Annotated in this window: 10 protein-coding genes; all 10 read right to left on the bottom strand. The window is 64.7% G+C overall.

The window, feature by feature from the left end; genetic code table 11:
- Positions 1–2: 2 nt before the first annotated feature.
- On the bottom strand, positions 3–944 hold the full coding sequence (locus ACVWZ8_RS01700) for a glycosyltransferase family 2 protein (protein ID WP_456503591.1): 942 nt from the start codon (positions 942–944) through the stop codon (positions 3–5).
- On the bottom strand, positions 931–2,106 hold the full coding sequence (locus tag ACVWZ8_RS01705; RefSeq protein ID WP_456503592.1) for a glycosyltransferase: 1,176 nt from the start codon (positions 2,104–2,106) through the stop codon (positions 931–933). Before ACVWZ8_RS01705 ends, ACVWZ8_RS01700 begins: the two co-directional genes overlap by 14 nt.
- Positions 2,103–3,146, bottom strand: a complete 1,044-nt coding sequence (locus ACVWZ8_RS01710) for a glycosyl transferase (RefSeq protein ID WP_456503593.1) — start codon at positions 3,144–3,146, stop codon at positions 2,103–2,105. Before ACVWZ8_RS01710 ends, ACVWZ8_RS01705 begins: the two co-directional genes overlap by 4 nt.
- A gap of 16 nt (positions 3,147–3,162) precedes the next feature.
- The gene (locus tag ACVWZ8_RS01715; protein WP_456503594.1) at positions 3,163–7,692 is read right to left on the bottom strand and encodes a PKD domain-containing protein; all 4,530 of its coding nucleotides are present in this window, start codon (positions 7,690–7,692) and stop codon (positions 3,163–3,165) included.
- A complete protein-coding gene (locus tag ACVWZ8_RS01720) occupies positions 7,689–8,450 on the bottom strand; it encodes a hypothetical protein (RefSeq protein ID WP_456503595.1) in 762 nt (253 codons plus the stop codon). Before ACVWZ8_RS01720 ends, ACVWZ8_RS01715 begins: the two co-directional genes overlap by 4 nt.
- A gap of 1 nt (position 8,451) precedes the next feature.
- Positions 8,452–9,225, bottom strand: a complete 774-nt coding sequence (locus ACVWZ8_RS01725) for a CDP-alcohol phosphatidyltransferase family protein (RefSeq protein ID WP_456503596.1) — start codon at positions 9,223–9,225, stop codon at positions 8,452–8,454.
- Positions 9,222–10,403, bottom strand: a complete 1,182-nt coding sequence (locus tag ACVWZ8_RS01730) for a DUF1972 domain-containing protein (protein WP_456505893.1) — start codon at positions 10,401–10,403, stop codon at positions 9,222–9,224. The genes ACVWZ8_RS01725 and ACVWZ8_RS01730 overlap by 4 nt, the downstream gene beginning before the upstream one ends.
- A gap of 108 nt (positions 10,404–10,511) precedes the next feature.
- Entirely contained in the window at positions 10,512–10,958 is a 447-nt protein-coding gene (locus tag ACVWZ8_RS01735; protein ID WP_456503597.1) for an adenylyltransferase/cytidyltransferase family protein, read from the bottom strand.
- Positions 10,959–11,027: 69 nt separating this feature from the next.
- Positions 11,028–12,566 carry a sugar transferase gene (locus ACVWZ8_RS01740; RefSeq protein WP_456503598.1) on the bottom strand — a complete coding sequence of 513 codons (1,539 nt, stop codon included), beginning with the start codon at positions 12,564–12,566 and terminating at the stop codon, positions 11,028–11,030.
- 1,335 nt (positions 12,567–13,901) lie between these two features.
- On the bottom strand, positions 13,902–16,580 hold the full coding sequence (locus ACVWZ8_RS01745) for a LuxR C-terminal-related transcriptional regulator (RefSeq protein WP_456503599.1): 2,679 nt from the start codon (positions 16,578–16,580) through the stop codon (positions 13,902–13,904).
- Between the last annotated feature and the right edge of the window lie 57 nt (positions 16,581–16,637).

Consider the following 16,637-nt stretch of genomic DNA (forward strand, 5'->3'; position numbering starts at 1 on the left):
TCTCAGCCACGGCGGTACTCCTGATAGCTGTAGCCCAACGCGCCGACGAGCATTCCCGCTCCGCGCGCGCAGGTCCGTAGCCCCTTGGCGTTGTCAGCCACCGAGTGGGTGGCGACCCCGTAGACGAATCTTAAGGCGCCGCCAAGGGATCGCACGCAGCCCGCTCCCACGAGGCGACAGTGGTCTCCAAGACGGCCGTATCGCCCGCCGGATCCCCCACCGGCCAGTTCGAGGCTGACCTGGCTCCAGGTGTTCCCACTGCTGAAGGCACGCTGCAGGACCCACTTGCGCGTGGATCTGTCCCCGGGAACAATGTCGGCAACCAACGCCTCATCGCACCAGACGATCTTGCCGCCGCGCTGAATGATCTGACGCGTAAAGAGCGTGTCTTCTCCCCCGGTCAATCCGAACCGGGAGTCAAAGTCCAGTCCCAGCCGGGAGATCTGTTCCAGATCCAACAATAGATTGCCCGTGTGAGCGACCGTAACCTCAGTTCCTGTCGGGAGCCGGCGGCGTTGAAAGAACCCGCCGCTGGAGATCCAGTCCTCCGGTTTGACAGCAAATTCGGACACGACAGGCCCGACCACTGCCGCCGCCTCCGTCCGGTGGTAGGTGTCCAGCAGAGAACGCAGCCAGCCGGCGGACGGAAGTTCATCGTCGTCGATGAAGGCGAGGACACGTGCACCACGCGCTTCCAGCAGGGCCCGGCTTCGCCCTGCCGCAATGCCGGGCCGCGGCTCGTTCACATACACGAGGACATCGGATCCGAAGTAATCGACGACGCTCCGCGCAGACGCTTTAGGATCGTTGTCAACCACCAGTACCTTGGTGGCCAGGGGCGCCCCGGCGGCTTGCTGTATCAGCAGAGGGAGCAGCGCCTGCAGCCCCTCCGGCCGGAGATATGTCAGCACGGCGATAACAACATGAGCATCAGCGCAAGACATGGGTCCTCCCTTGGATCGAGCCGGCGACAAGGGCGTCCAGCTGCTCGTTCAGGCCTTCAGCGTACGTCTCCACGCTGTGGCGGGCCGCTGCATGCCCGGCGTCGCGCACCGCCGCCAGACGGTAGTGATTCCATTTGGCCCACACCAGCACAATCGCCCGCGCAAACGCGTCGATATCCCCTGGCGGAACGAGCTGGGCCGATTCGTAGCCCGCTGCCGCTTCTCGCAGGCCGGACGTATCACTGACAATCAGAGGCCGCGCACTCAGGATCGCCTCGACGGCCGTATTGCCGAAGGGTTCATCAAAGCTCGACGGCACGATGGCAACGTCCGTTTCCTTCCGAAGGGGCCACACGTCGTCTTTGAAACCGTGGAACGTCACGATGTCGTCCAATTCCAGCTCGTGCACTCGGCGGTGAAGGTCCTCTTCAAATTCCTCGTAGCCGGGAAATACGCCGCCGACAATGTCCAGCGAAACGTTGACCCCTTCCTGCCGGGCCCGGGCCACCGCTTCCACCGCCACATCCACCCCCTTGCGCCGCGAGAGGCGGCCGACATACAGCAGGCGCAGCGGCCCCTGGATCGGCGTCCGTGCCCCCTCAACGCTGTCCGGCCCCGGAACACCGTTGTACAAGACATGGGTGCGGCCGGATAGCCGCGGCAGCGAGCGGGCCAGCAGGCGCGCGCTGAATTGGCTGTTGGACACGATGGACGATGAAAGGGCCAACGGCGCCGCCAGGAGGCGCTGCAGAATGGCAGGAGCTGATTCCTCCGCTTCATGCACGTGCGTCAGCACAGGTTTCCCGGCCAGCCGTCCCAGCAAACCCCATAACGGGATGGTCAGCGTGCTGACGTACAGCACGTCTGGACGGGCGCCGGCAATCAGCCGCCAGCCATTGACAGAGGCCTTGAGGGAATGGCCGGCAAGGCCGAGGAGCGCCCTGGGACGGAGCATCGATTTCCGGAGCACGGGGGTAGGACAGAACAGCACAGGAACCCGCAGCCGTTCCAGTTCGGCAACAAGCGGGCCGGTCTGCGGAAGCACCACGGTGACGGCTGCACCGTGGTTGACCGCCGCTGCGACGCTTTCAAGGAAGACCCGATCGGCGCCATACATTTCAGCGCCGGGGTGGGCCATCAGCACTCGGGGCCGGCCGGTCATGAGAGTACCTTTCGATAGGCGTCCAAGTGCAACCGCCCAGTCTCGTCCCATCCGCGGCGGGACAGATCGGGCTCCGCGGAACGGACGCCGGACCGGACAGCTTGCAGTGCGTTTACCAAAGTCTCAGCCACCAGATCGCCTTGGTACAAATAGACCCAGCCCGGGCCCACCTCCTCGAGCAGGCACCGATTGACCTCGTTCTCCGGCATCAGGACCGGCCTGCCCAGCGACAGTACCGTCAGCGCGCCGGCCGAGTTGTGCATGAACCGGTAAGGAAGCACCACAAGCTCCGAGGACGTCACGATGTCCACGAGCACGCTATCGGAGAGTTGGCGCAGATCCAGCTGAATGCGGCCGTCGCCGCCCGCGAGATCCTGGATGGTAGTTGCCAGTTCAGCTGTTGAAGGCCTGCCGCCGATGCGAAGGGTCAGACCTGGGTGGGTCCCGGCGGTGGCAGCAAAAGCTTCGACCAGGGATTCCACCCCTTTGTAGCGCCGGACAAGTCCTACGTAGCCGAACTGTCCGGTGACCGCCCCGCTTTTCCGGTGCGGGGCGTACCACGACCGGTAGTCGCCATGCGGAACGGTGACGGCGTGAAGCCTCGGAGGTACGTGGGTGAGTGCGTTCAGTCGAATGCACAAGGCGGTTCGCCGCTCGAATACCTGCAACAGAAATTTCTCCCGCCGCGATATCCCCTGCGGCAGCCCGACATTATGCATCGTCCGGACAATTGGAATTCCATTGGCGGCCAGCTTTGCCAACAAGACGAGCGACAGCAGCTGCCGCACCGCTTTCTTGACCGGGGAATGCCCGTCCACCAGGATCTCGGGCCAGTGCACGTGGAAGACGTCGTAACGGCCGGTGAGGGCCCGGCGCCAGGAGAAGTTCACCACCGTGACGTCTGGCAGGTCCCGGAGGCTGCGGCTCAGCAGCTCGGTATATGGATTGCTGTGCGGGCGGGGAACGGGAAACGATTGCAGAACCGTGATCGGCTGATCGTGCTTCCGCCCGCGATCATTGAACCTGCGCCGTTCGAGCAATGTCATGGCTTTCCCCTCACTTGATTTCTTCTGTGAGCCAGTCATCGAACCTGACGCTGACAGGTCCGTTTGCGGAGATACCGGAGAGGTAGGTCAGCACTCCGACGGACCCCGCGGTCTGAAGCCCGGCCGTCGAATCCGTGCCACTGGCCTGCCAGCCGGCCGGCTCCGCCGAGCCAATCTTCCACATCTTGGCCTGCACCGTCGTCGGGGCGGCACCGGAAACAGCCAGCCGCAACCGCAAGGAGTCACCCACCACGTACGTGCCGGGAACTATACCCGTGCTGATCGCCGTTTCCACTCCGCCGACGACCCTGGTCACCTGCAGCTGCAGAGCACCTGAGGTGGTGATCCAGGATTTCGCCCGGTATTCCGAGGTACCGACCCGCCGGCCGATCATCGAAACATAAATTGCACCTGAGCTTGGAAGCTTGTCAATGGCGAAGGTAGCCGCAGAGTCGGCGGCCGCCGAAGCGACTGAACCAAGATAGGCAGCCGGTCCTTTCCCTGCCGGGGTCGAGATAACTGCGCTTCCGCTGCCCACTGAGTAAAAGGAGCCTGACCCGCTGAGCGTCCAGTTTCCTCCGGCTTCAGCAGCACCCAGTCCTCCGGTAACACTCCGCTCGAAGCCGTCCTTGGCAAGCGGAAGCACCGTAACAGGGGCCTGCGATACGGTGACGCTTTGCGAGCTCCCATTCGTGGCGCCGGCATCATCGGTGACCGTCAAACGGGCTGTATACGTCCCGGCCTGCCCATAGGTGTGCGAGACCTTCTGCCCCGTTCCGGCAGCCGTGCCATCACCAAAGTCCCAGGCATAGGAAGCCACGGTCCCATCAGCATCCGAGGAACCGGACCCGTCAAAGGCAACCACCAGATCCGACGCCGCCGCCGCAAACGAGGACACCGGAGCGGCATTGACCGCCGCAGCAACAACGGTCACGCTTTGCGAGCTCCCATTCGTGGCGCCGGCATCATCGGTGACCGTCAAACGGGCTGTATACGTCCCGGTCTGCCCATAGGTGTGCGAGACCTTCTGCCCCGTTCCGGCAGCCGTGCCATCACCAAAGTCCCAGGCATAGGAAGCCACGGTCCCATCAGCATCCGAGGAACCGGACCCGTCAAAGGCAACCACCAGATCCGACGCCGCCGCCGCAAACGAGGACACCGGAGCGGCATTGACCGCCGCAGCAACAACGGTCACGCTTTGCGAGCTCCCATTCGTGGCGCCGGCATCATCGGTGACCGTCAAACGGGCTGTATACGTCCCGGCCTGCCCATAGGTGTGCGAGACCTTCTGCCCCGTTCCGGCAGCCGTGCCATCACCAAAGTCCCAGGCATAGGAAGCCACGGTCCCATCAGCATCCGAGGAACCGGACCCGTCAAAGGCAACCACCAGATCCGACGCCGCCGCCGCAAACGAGGACACCGGAGCGGCATTGACCGCCGTCCCCGCCCCCAGCGAATAGTGCGTGGCCACGGCTGCAGCCGTGAGCGCCGTGGGGTAGACGGCCACTTCGTCGATAAGGCCTGCAAAGTACGGCTGCGGACCCCAGGTCCGGTCGCCGCCGACCCTCCAATAGCCGTCGTAGGCCTGCTGCCGTGTTTCCGGGTTGGCGCCCGCCAATCCGCCGTCGACGTAGAGGGCCATCCCCGAGGAGGACTGGCTGGCCACCAGATGGTGCCACTTACCGTCGTTGTAGGAGCCGGGCGAGGTGACTGTGATCTTGCTGCCGGTGTACACGCCGAAGGTCAGTTTTCCCGAAGTCTCCATGTAAACGTGCCGGTCATAGCTGGATGACAGACCCGATTTCTGATTGCCGAATCCGATCAGCTTGCCGCCCTTCGACGTCGTGGTGTTGAACCACAGCTCGGCGGAGTACACCGTCGGGTTGTTGGCGAGATTGTTGCTGGTCAACAGGCCGCCCACTCCATCAAATCCGGCCGCCGAGTCCGCCGTACCCGAGATGGCGCCCGCCGCCCCCAGGGTAGCGCCGGGATACAGCGTTCCTTGATTGCCCATCAGCCCCGAATCGCTGGCCTGAGTCCCGCTGGTTTCACCCAACCGCCAATACAGTTGCGGATCCGCCTCGAAAACTGCTTTGCCGTATGCGTCAGCCGGTGCCGGCTGCAGGTTCAGTGTCCGGCCGGATTTCTGGTAGTGGCTTTGCACCTGGCCCCGGGTCAGCGCCGTCGGATAGATGGCGACCTCGTCTATGTCCCCGGACAGGTAGGCGTTCGACGGCGCCGACGGCCAGCCGCCCAAGTTGTCCCCTCCGATGCGCCAGTAACCGCTGTAAGCCTGGCCTGACGTCACGTCAGTGCGCTGGGCCACCAGCTTGCCGTCGACGAAGAGCCGCATGCCGGCCCCACTCAGGCTCGCCATGATGTGGTGCCATTGGCCATCGTTGATGCTCTGGGTGGAGTTCACCGTCTTGGCTCCACCGGAATTTACCCCAAACCAGGCCTTGCCTGCGGCGTCTATGTACACGTGCCGGTCGTAACTGGTCGAGTTCCCGGTGGCAGCGTTTCCGTAGCCGAGAATTTTTCCGCCAACGGTGGATGTGGTGCGGACCCACGTTTCTGCGCTGAACACGGACGGTCCGGCAGCCTTGTTACCCGAAACGGCAATTCCGTTGACCGAACCGTCAAAAGCCGAGGCTTTGTTAGGGTCCGCGTTGATGGCGCCGTCGATACCGCGCGTCACGCCTGTGCCGACCGTCGCCGTCGTACTGCCGGCCGTGTCCATGGCTGTGGTCCCGCCGGCTTCGCCCAGGCGCCAGAAATTCGCTGCGCCGTCCGCCAGGACAGCATCGGCGTAGGGGCTTGCTGTGGCTGCCGTCGCAACGGTCACGTTCGCGGTGAGAGACTGGATCACATTGCCGAAGGGGTCCCTGGCATAAACTCTGTAGCTATGGCTGGACCCTGCGTTCAAGCCGGAGTCCACGAAGTTCAGCAGCGGGCGGTTCCAGAACGTCGACTCGACGGACGTCTTGTAGATGGGTGTAGCGATCTTGTTGTCCCGCACGAGTTCATAGCTGAGATTCCTGTTGTCCTGGTCCCAATTCGCCGGCCAGGAAACACGCACCGTACCGGGCTGGAAGGAAGCCGCCGACGCCTGGAAAGTCTTGCCACCGGCCATTGGTCCGCGCTTGTTGGGTGCGATATCTTTTGTGGCGAAGCGCACGAGCCCCTGCTGAGGCTGCCCGTTCACGGCCGTGAATTCTCCCCCCATCACCACATACTTGCCGTTGCCGGTCACAGCCCAAGTCGCCTGCCCCTGGCCGGTGAAGGTGCCAATGGTGAAGTCCGGATACCAGTTCAGCTGTGAGGGCCCGGGCTTTCCCTTGAAGTTGTAATACGCGCTGTACGGCGTCGCCGACAACGTCTGTGTTGCCGCTTTGCTGTAGGCGGTTCCGTGATGCATGGTCCACGGGTCTGTCTGCGGGAATGCGTTGACCCCTTCACATGCATGGGAGTGGGAGGCTACGTACACCGCCGTTGATGAAGGGTAGACGTCGTAGCTGTCGCCGTGGCAGTCCTCGACCCACTTGACGGAGCCGTCGTTCCAGTTTGCGGAGAAGGCACCCTCCAGGTTGCCTCCCGTTCCGAAGACATAGCCGCTGCCGTATACGTTGGTTCCGTCGCTCTTGAGCGAAAGGATGGCAGCCTTGGTACCCCCGTTCCGGATCAGGCTGTTCGACGCCCAGGGAAGGGAGGCGCCGGCGACGGTGTCGACCGCGCCGAGACCGTAGCCCGGGTTCGCGGAGCCGTTGAGGCTGGTGAAGGCACCGCCAACAACCATTTTCGATCCGTCCGGGGAGAGCACCATGGCGTTGACCGCTCCGATATCCGCGGTTGGGTTCCAAGGCAGCAGCGCGCCGTTGCTGGCCTTCAGGGCCGCCAGCCGCGTGCGTGCCACTGAACCGACCGAGGTGAACCAGCCGCCGGCGTAGACGGTCTCGTTTGTCGCCACAATGGAGTTCACCCGCGCGCCCATCAGAGGCCGGAAGCTGGTGATCAGCGCACCCGTTGTCGCGTTGAGCGCAGCGATGTTATAGACAGCTGTGCCGTTGACGCTGGTGAAGCTGCCCCCGACGTAGATCCTCGACCCGTCCGGGGACGCCGTGATGCTCCGCGCCTCGGCGTTCAAGGTAGGAGCGAACCCGGGGACAATGGCGCCGGTATCCAGGTTGTAGGCAACAATGTTGCTTCTGGCGACGGTGTTTATCCCGGCAGCCGATCCCGCCGGCCTGGCTGTCTTGAAGTTGCCCGCCGCGTAGACAGTGTTCCCGACGATGACCTGCTGCCAGACCACGCCGTCGATCTGCGCGGTGGGCAGAGCGTCGGCGGACACGGTTTCGGGCGTGGCGGGATCCGCGGCATTGACGGGCATCGTGTCCGCCCCGGCCGGCGGCAAGATCGTCAGGGCCGCGGCGCAGCTGATGATCCCGACGATGGCCGACAGGGCGGAGAACCGGGACCGCGGCCGCCTGGTCCGGTGGTTTCCGGTGCCTTCAACAGGTGTGGATTCATGAGTGTTGGTCATTGGCTCTTCGCTCCTGGTGCGGTTCCTGCAAAGGCAGCAATCGGTGAACTGGCTTCATAATTGACAAAGATTCGGACCTGGTTCCTGAGCTCAGGAGGGATAAGGAACACGAAGTTCGCTGATATTTCCTGGCCGGCCGGAATCACTGCCGGGAGGCTGGTTGCACCCGGCCCGCTGAGTTGCAGGGCAGGCCTCTCGTCCGGACCAGCATTGGCAGTCACCACCGTGTTGTTCGTCGGCAGGTCCTGACCGGTTCTGTTGGTCAAGGTCACAACGAAGCGAACAGCCGGCCCGGACACTTCCCCGACGCCGGCCGCTTCGCCGTCAACGGCTTCCAGCTGGCCCAGATGTGCCTCCACTCTCGGACCGATCGCGATCGGTTCATCCAGGGCGGCGGCAGAGACTGGCTGCTTGATTTCCGCGAGTTCCACAACACTCATTCCGGCCACTGCTCCCTCGGGTGCCGCCGGCGCGGGGACGGGAGCCGCAGGCTGTGCCGAGTCTGCCGGACGCTCCGACGTTGCTGCGCCCGCTTCCGCGGGCGCCGGGGTTGCGGCCGTGGCGGCTGCCCCGGGGCCCTGGATTGACTCGGATGCCTTCGAGCCTGCCTCGGGCGTGATCGTCACCGGCTGTGCGGCGTGGCTGCCTTCAGCTTCCGCATTGAGCTGAAGGGCAGCTGTGGTCACGCCGGCAGCCAGGAGCAGCGCCGCGGCGGAGACGATGATGGTGTGCCTTTTGCGTGGGGGCGTTACTGCCATGTCAGCGTTCCTGCTTTCCGGCGTAGGCGAGATCGCGATACCACTTGGGGAGGGCTGCCAACAGAAATGCTGTCGTTCCGGCGAAGATCAGGGTGTAGGCAGTGGCGAAAACCGCCGGCCAGCCCAACAGCAGGAAGGACAGGCACAACACGCCGTAATCCATGGGCAGAACCAGCAGCGGCCGCAGCCACGAGCCGCGGCCCTGTACTGCCTCGGATGCCGTGACCCCGTGCTGCCGGCGCAACTGCTCCGTGAGGATCATGCCGAAAAACAGCACGGCCGATACCACGGCGGATGCCAGCGGAACCAGCAGCCATGCGGTGTCGACGGCGCCGAAACGGTACAGGCCAACGGCCAATGCAAGCGGCAGCATCGAGACTTTGGTGGCGTCAACCACGTGGTCCAGCCACTCGCCGGCCGGGCTGCCTCCACCACGGAGCCGGGCTACCTGGCCGTCGGCCGAGTCAAAGGCGTAGCCGGTGACCAGCAGCAGTGCAACGGCGATGCCCAGCCAAGCAGAGGGCGGAAAGACCACCAGCAGCGCGATACCGCTGAACGTGAAAGCCGCGCTGATGCCCGTGACAGCGTTCGGTGTCAGGCCGGCCCGGTATGCCCAGGCCGCGAGCAGCCGGCCCAGCTTGCGGTTGATATAGAGCGAGTAGGCCGGTGCGCTGCGGGCGGCTGTTTTCTGGGCCGCCGCCAACTGCGCGACAATCTCCCAATACCCGCGGTCCCGGGCGGAGGGGGGCCGTGCCGGGATGCGGGTGCTGGTCATGACCGCGCTCCGGTCAGCGGCCGGGAGGGCTCCAGCGGATAGGCGCCGGTCCGGCGTCCGTTGTTGGTACCGTCCAGGGGCGAGCGACGTTCCACCAGGCTGCGGCACAACTCCTCATAACCTTCCGCCACCCAGTCCCAGTCGTACCGCAGGGCTTCCGCCTGCGCCTTTTTCCCGCGCAGCACCGTGTCCGAGGTGGGGTCCTCGGCGCTTGCGACCAGGTCCGGAATTGCCGCAGCGTCAGCGAAGTACTCGCCGGCCTCGCCGAGCACTTCGCGATTGAATGTCACGTCGTAGGCGTTAGTTGCGGCGCCTGCCCCCATCGCGCGCAGCAGGGAGGGATTCGTGCCTCCCACGGAGTGTCCATGCCAGTAGATCAGGGCATTGGCATAGAGCTGGTCCAGCAGTTCCTGGTCCCAGACGCCGCCGACAAAGCGGACCCGCTCATCCCCCAGTGACTTGACATGCCGGGTGTACTCGTCCGCGTAAGGGGCGGAACCCACAACAATGAGCGGATGAGTCGCCGAACTGCGGGCGTAGCCCTCCACGATCAGGTGCACATGGTTTTCGGGTTCGAAACGGGCCACGACCAAGTGGTATTTCCCGGCCTCCAGCTCCATTTCACGGAGCCGGTGCGAGGCCCCGGATTCCAGGATCGGCGCACCGTAGGCCAGGTACGTGGTGTCCACGTTGAATTCGCGGCGGTAGTAGTCCTGGATGCCCGCGGCATCGGCAATAAGGGCATCGGACCAACGCACAGCCAGTGACTCCGCCAGCCGGTAGTAGCGCTTGCCCATTCCTCCCCACTTGGCCCGCTTCCATTCAAGACCATCCACGTGGGTGGCAACCGGGATTCCGGCGGCACGCAGTACCGGCAGGAAGGGTGCGTTGGCGGCGTTGAAGACAATGGCCGCGTCCACCCGGTTCGCGAACAGGTGTCCGGCGGAGAGTCCCGTGTGGCTCAGCGTCTCCAGGGAGCGGCGCTTCAGGGCCGGCAGGTGGATCAGCTGCATGCCCTGGTATTCCGTTTGTGAGGTGTCCGTGTCCTCTGCTGCCCGGCAGTAAACGATGACTTTGTGCCCACGGGCAGCCAGCCGCTTGCCCACTTCCTCAACGCACGTTTCAAAACCACCGTAGCGGGCCGGGACGCCGCGCGTTCCTACCATCGCTATCCGCATCGGTGCAGGGTTAGCTGTGAATTTTTTCACGCCGACCTCCTAAGGGTTGGATGTGCGCGTCCTGGCAGGTGAGACCGGACTGTCAGCACGGAAGAAGCTGTTGCGTTTCTAGTGGACCGCCTCGCGCCGGGCCGAGGCCGTGATGGCCTCGAGCGTCCGGCGCAAGGCGGTGCTTGAGGTGTGGACGGTGTACGGGAAGTACACGACTTCCACACCGACCTTGGCGAAGGCACGTTCCAGCCGGATTCCCTTCGGGGTTCCGCGCCAGTCGTCACCCTTGAAGAAAACGTTGAAACCGACTTCCTTCCAGGTGTCCAGCCGGTCCGGGTGGGTTTCGGCGACTGCCCGGTCCACGCAGCCGATGCTGGAAACGATTTCGAGCCGCTCCACCAGCGGAACGACCGGTCGGGTTCCTTTGGTGGCCTCACACAATTCGTCCGAGACGACGCCGGCAACGAGATAGTCACACTGGCTCTTGGCATGTCGGAGGATGTTCAAGTGACCGATGTGGAACAGATCGAAGGCTCCGGCGGCGTAGCCGATACGTGTGCTCATGGCATCTCCTTGAGGCTGCGGGTCAGATTCGGGAACGGGAAAGTGCTGCTGCACCGGGAGGCAGCCGCATCAGAATGCCCCGACGGGTTTGATCATCTGCAGCGCCGTACGCCAGATGATGATCAGATCCCCGGCGAGCGACCAGTTCTCCACGTAGTACAGATCCAGGCGGACGCTGTCCTGCCAGTTCAGCTCGGAGCGGCCATTGGTCTGCCACATTCCCGTCAGCCCCGGCTTGATGTAGAGCCGGCGGTGTACCCGGCTGTTGTACCCGTCGACCTCCCGCTGAAGCGGAGGCCGGGGGCCGACCAGGCTCATATCCCCCTTGAGGATGTTCCAGAACTGCGGGAGTTCGTCGAGGGAGTACTTCCGCAGCCAACGACCTACGTCAGTGACGCGGGGATCATGCTGCATCTTGAAGAGCATTCCCGCCCCTTCGTTCTGATCCAGCAGGCCGGCCAGATCTTCCTCGGCGGTCTCCACCATGGAACGGAACTTGACCATGAGGAACTTCTTGCCGCCCTTGCCTACCCGTTCCTGGCGGAACAGGACCTTGCCCGGGCCGTCGCGCTTGATCAGGAAGGCGAGCGTCAGGAAGACCGGAAGCAGGACCAGCAGAGCCGAGGCGGAAGCCAGAATGTCGAATAGTCGTTTCAGGGTGTGCCGGGCCCCCGTGTACTGCGGGAGCTCAACGTGCATCAGCGGCAGTCCCTCGACGGGACGGGCATGGATCCGCGGGCCGGCCACGTTGGTCAGGCCGGTGGTGAGGATCAGCTCGGTGGCCGATTCTTCCAGCTGCCAGCCAAGTTCCTGGATATACTCGCCGCCACCTTTGCCGGCACCGGCAACGATCACCGCATCGGCTCCAAGCTCACGGACAGCGTCGACGATGGAGCAGGATTCCGCCACTACGGGAACTGTCCGCCGGCCGAGATTCAGCCACGGCATCCCGGAATCTCCCGTCAGGGACACTCCGACAACGTGATAGGCGGCTCCAGACTTCTTTTCAATCTGGTTGACGACGTAGCTCACGTCCCGCGGTTTCCCGAGTACCAGGACCCGTGAAAGAAAATGCCCCTTGGTGCGTTGGCGGCTGAGCCAGCGTCGGAGCACCCAGCGTGAGCCGATCAGGCCGGCCACTCCGAGAGGGAAAGCCAGGGCGAAGTAGCTGCGTGCGATGTCGACCTGGAAGACGAGGCAAACCATGGCGAGGATGCCGAGAAGGGCCACCGTCGCGCTGATCACCCGCTTGTACTCATCCACTCCGATCCCCACGATTCTGGGGTCCCGGGTACGGTAAGCGCCCAGCGCCAGCATCCAGGCCACCGCGATGAGGATCGAAATCTGGAGATAGCCGACGTCGAACCATCCGACTGCGACCTGGGCCTCATCGAGCCCGAACCGGGCTATGTCGGCGATTACGGCAACGGAGAAGATGACGGAACCGTCACTGACGGCCAGCACGCGGCGGTACTTGTTGCTCCAGCGCGTCCCTTCCCGGACAACGCGGACCCGGTGCCGCAGCAGCGGCGGTGCGGAAACCTTGGGAAAGCTGAGGACGGGTCGGGTCAGGAGTGGAGCAGTGCTGGTTTCACGGAGCGCGCTCACGGGCGGACTCCGGTCTGGCACGCAGCTACGCGTGTGTTGTAAATTAGGGAAAATCTGGCAAAGGCGCAAGGCATTGAAGAGCACATATCGAGACCCACTTGGTAGCCGTAGCGATTACTGACTGACTGCTATCGCTAACCTATGAGCCGGACGTGCGGGTCACACGAGTACGTCCCACCTATCTTCGCGGCACCGTTCCTGCCCCCGGCACCCTGGACTACCCGGCGGAGTGGCGCCACACGGGTAGTCGCTACGTGCCACCGCCAATGGACTACCCGCCAGCCGGCTTCCCAAGGCCAGGCGGCCCGCCCCGGCCTGCGCAGCGGCCGGTGCGGAAGGGCTACCGCCAGGCTGACACGGGCGTTCGGGACGCTCCAGCATTGTTTCTACCACCGGCTACCTGGCGGAGCTGCCGAACTGGCGGACGCCCTGTTCGACGTCGATGTCCAAGGGAAGACGAGCATGGCGATGCCTCAGAAGGCGCCAAGGTGGCATCCAGGACCCGCCCGTATTCCTCGGAGCCGATTCCTGGAAGGTCTCTTCACTGTGCCGTCTCTTGGAGGCCGTCTCTTGGGTGCCGTCTCTTGGAGGGCGGGCCCGGCACGAGAGTGGCATGCGGGCGGCCAGACAGGAGACACCAGCCGTGGGCAGTGCGAGGAAGGGTCAGCCGGCGTCGACGTTGAAGAATAGGCGGCCGCGACGGCGATCGTCACGATCGCGAAGTCCGCGTCATGCAGCCGGCGGCCAAGCTATTTGAGGGACACGCCTGAGCCCAGGACTTCCACGACTCCACCCGAGCCCCCTGGACGATTCCCCCGGCTCCCCCGGCGGCGCTCATTCATGGCGCACATGCCGGTTCCACGTCGTTCAGTGGCGCAGACCGTTAAGGGAGCCGGCGGCGGCTGGGGGGAGAGCCTCGGTCTCAGAAGGCTCTGACGCCGCCGGCTCCGACCTTGGCGCACAGCTGCCGGCTAAGGCACCGTGCGATTCCAATGAAGGAGTACGGAGATGGGAGGTATTGGCGCGACCACCTTCAATGGTGGCAGTAGCTGCGCCAGCAATCAAGAGGAGTCCTGGGACGACACTTTTATGCTGGTTTAGCCCGCGGCCGATGTCCGCCCTGAAGTTTCTCATTTTGAGACCTTTATGGTTTTTCGTGAACTGTCTTAATTGAAGCCCCCAGGCCTAATCTGTGCACGAGTAGCGTTTACCCGATTTCTGTTTCCCAACGCTCGGTCCCACTACTTGGTGATACTCCCGCCGGGCCCACCGGCCACCCGTGCAGTACGCAGACTGACCGCAGCTCATGCGCCAGGTCGCGTGTGGCCGACAGTATCACCGCAGCTCAGGGGCATCTTTGCTCGCCGATAGGGGGCGATGGTTCTCCCGCTTAACATCGAGGAGCTCCGCGCGGCGGCTGACCCCAAGTTTGGCGAATATCCGGCTCAGATGCCCCTCGACCGTTCGCGGCGACAAAGACAGGGCAGTGGCGATGTTGGCGTTGCTGGACCCGCCGGCCACGAGCTCCAGAATCTCCGTTTCCCGTGCCGTCAGCCCGGGTCCCCGCTCGCTCCGGACAACGTCCATGTGCCCGGACATGCCGACATCCACCATCAGGTGATGGACTCTGCGCTGGGCCGCAGAGAGTCTCCACCGATCCGGGCTGTGTTCAAGGCAGGCCGCCGCCTGCTGGGCGGCCTCAAAAGCCAGAAGCCCGTGTCCGGCAGCCGCCGCTTCGTCGCTGATCCCGATCAGTCCGGCTGCGTCGGACGCTGACACGGCGAGGGCAAAAGCCTCGAGTAGCCGGGCTTCCGCCCCCTCCACTGCGCTGCTGCTGGAAGCCAAAGCCGGGGCACCGCCGGTGTCGCCGCTCCGGAGGACCAGCCTCCTGATGTCGGTTTCAACTCCCCTGAAACCTTGGCGCTGCGCCTGGTCTGCCAAGTCTCCGAGGCCGCGCCGGCCGTCATCCCGGCCCGTGAGGCGTTCAACCGCAAGGCAATACGCTTCGGAGAGCAGTTGCAGGCTCTGCAGCCCACTGTAGGCGGCAGTACGGAACTTCAGAGCCTGTTCCTGGGCCTCCCCCGGGCGCCCGGCCAAGGCGGCAGCGTACCCGGTTACGGCGTGCGCGAAGGGCAGCATTTCCAGGGGATCGGCGATGATGAGTTCTTCAACGCCCAGGAAAAGCTCCGCAAGGCTTTCTGGGATCCGTCCCTGACGCAACAGCGAGAACCCACGCATCACGTGCAGCATCCCCCCGCTGTACAGCAGCCGGGCAGGATGGTCCGAGGCGTAGTCGTCCAGGGCAACGGCGAGCTCCGCCCATTCCCCGGCCCGAATGAGGCTCAGGCAATGGCGTGCCAGTAGCTCCTCACGGACCAGCGGAAGGGTCAGGCCCCCGTTGCGGATGCCTGCCCACGCTTCGCGGTCCAGCCGCAGTCCCGACAGGAGGCGGCCTTCGGCGCCTCTCAATTCGGCGAGGAGGGAGACAGCCGGTAGGCGGATATCCGGATTCATTGCAGCTGCGTCGATCAGATCCTGCAGTCCTGCCTCAAGGTCCGAGAACGGCCCGTCCCAACGGCGGTACATGATGCCTGCCGCCATGCCGGCTGCCGGCGACCGCGACCACAAGGGTTCGTTCGAGGTCAGGTCCGGTCCGTCACCGCGGGCCGTCTCAGTCCCGCTTCCGGGCAAGGTCACCTTCACGGCAGCCGGGAGCAGGGCAGCGAGGCGCGCCGCAAGGTACGACGCACGCCCGTAGCGCAGGGGCCAGGCCGTCAGGAGGTAGCCGACGGCATCTTCGGGCCGGCCCAGGATGTGATGCGCATAGGCCAGCTGTAGTCTGGCTTCCGGCAGAAATTGCGCGTCCCGGACAGCCCAGGCAGCCTGGATCGCGGCAGCCGGGTCCAAATCGGTGTTGGCCGCCGCGGCGGCCTGTAGCAGCTGCCCAGGGGGGACACGCGCTCCGCAGTCCAAGGACCAGCGCAGCTGGTTCAGAAACGCCTCGGGACGAACCGCGCCCGCCGACGGCAGCGCGAAGAGACTCGCCCGCAAGGCCGCACTCTGTCCCGCCGGGGCACGGCGGCGGATGATTTCGCCCAGCAACAGACTGGCCGGCCTGACGGTACGGTCATGTCCCGGGGAGACGGTGATGATTCCAGCCGCCTCCAATGCGTCAACGGCTTTGGGACTGCTGAACTTCAGAATCTGGCCCAGCGAGAGCGGGCCGGCCAGGGCCACGATGGTAGCGACGGTCCTCTCTTCCGGGGTCATGGAGCGCAGCTGCTGGTCGACGACGTCGGCCGCAGGCACCCCGGCCAGATCGGGATTGGCCTGTAGAAACCACACGCCGTGCCGAAGCACGAGGGCACCGCTGCTCCGCGCGTGCTCGATCAGGGACATGAGCATCAGCGGGTTGCCTTCGGCTGCCTCGGAGAACACCGCGCTCACCCAGGGCGAGACGTCCGCCCGGAGCACCTGTTCGCAGAGCTCGTGGACGCCCGGCCGGCTGAGCCGTGAGAGTTCGAACTTGGAAAGGAGCCCGTCGTCCCAAAGAGCCAGAAATTCCTCAGGAATCAACGGCCCCGGCCGGCTGGTGGCGAGGATGCCCGCGGCCCCTGTGGCTACGGCCCGCGCGAGCAGTTGTGTCGTCCCCCGGTCCAGGCACTGCGCGTCGTCGATCACGAACAGAGGCCGGATTGCCTCGGACCTGAGCCGGCCCGTCATTGCCCGCAGGACGGCAGCATAGGAATCCAGTTCGTGGTCCGGCAGTTCCGACAGATAGGGCGCCAAGGCTCCAAACGGCACCGCGGCCAAGGCACGGGTAGCTATGAGGCGAATCACCGTCCCGCGGGGACGCAAGTCGCGGATTACCGCCTTGAACACGGCCGTTTTTCCGGTTCCGGCGGCCCCGACGATCAGGGCACCGGATCTGGAGTCGTCGCGTAGGCAGCGCACCACATCCTTGACCAGGCCGGACAGCCCTATCAAGGGGGCGGTTTCAGCGAGGCTTTCCATCCCGGGCACCTCCCCGGCTACCCGGACGATCCCGGGCAGCCCGTAGGGCTGGCCCGG

The sequence above is a fragment of the Arthrobacter sp. UYCu723 genome (assembly GCF_054059215.1).

Bases quoted from the DNA above. Each gene is read 5' to 3' on its own strand.
- ACVWZ8_RS01700 (WP_456503591.1), bottom strand. From the start codon at position 944: ATGTCTTGCGCTGATGCTCATGTTGTTATCGCCGTGCTGACATATCTC.
- ACVWZ8_RS01705 (WP_456503592.1), bottom strand. From the start codon at position 2,106: ATGACCGGCCGGCCCCGAGTGCTGATGGCCCACCCCGGCGCTGAAATG.
- ACVWZ8_RS01715 (WP_456503594.1), bottom strand. From the start codon at position 7,692: ATGACCAACACTCATGAATCCACACCTGTTGAAGGCACCGGAAACCAC.
- ACVWZ8_RS01720 (WP_456503595.1), bottom strand. From the start codon at position 8,450: ATGGCAGTAACGCCCCCACGCAAAAGGCACACCATCATCGTCTCCGCC.
- ACVWZ8_RS01725 (WP_456503596.1), bottom strand. From the start codon at position 9,225: ATGACCAGCACCCGCATCCCGGCACGGCCCCCCTCCGCCCGGGACCGC.
- ACVWZ8_RS01730 (WP_456505893.1), bottom strand. From the start codon at position 10,403: ATGCGGATAGCGATGGTAGGAACGCGCGGCGTCCCGGCCCGCTACGGT.
- ACVWZ8_RS01735 (WP_456503597.1), bottom strand. From the start codon at position 10,958: ATGAGCACACGTATCGGCTACGCCGCCGGAGCCTTCGATCTGTTCCAC.
- ACVWZ8_RS01745 (WP_456503599.1), bottom strand. From the start codon at position 16,580: ATGGAAAGCCTCGCTGAAACCGCCCCCTTGATAGGGCTGTCCGGCCTG.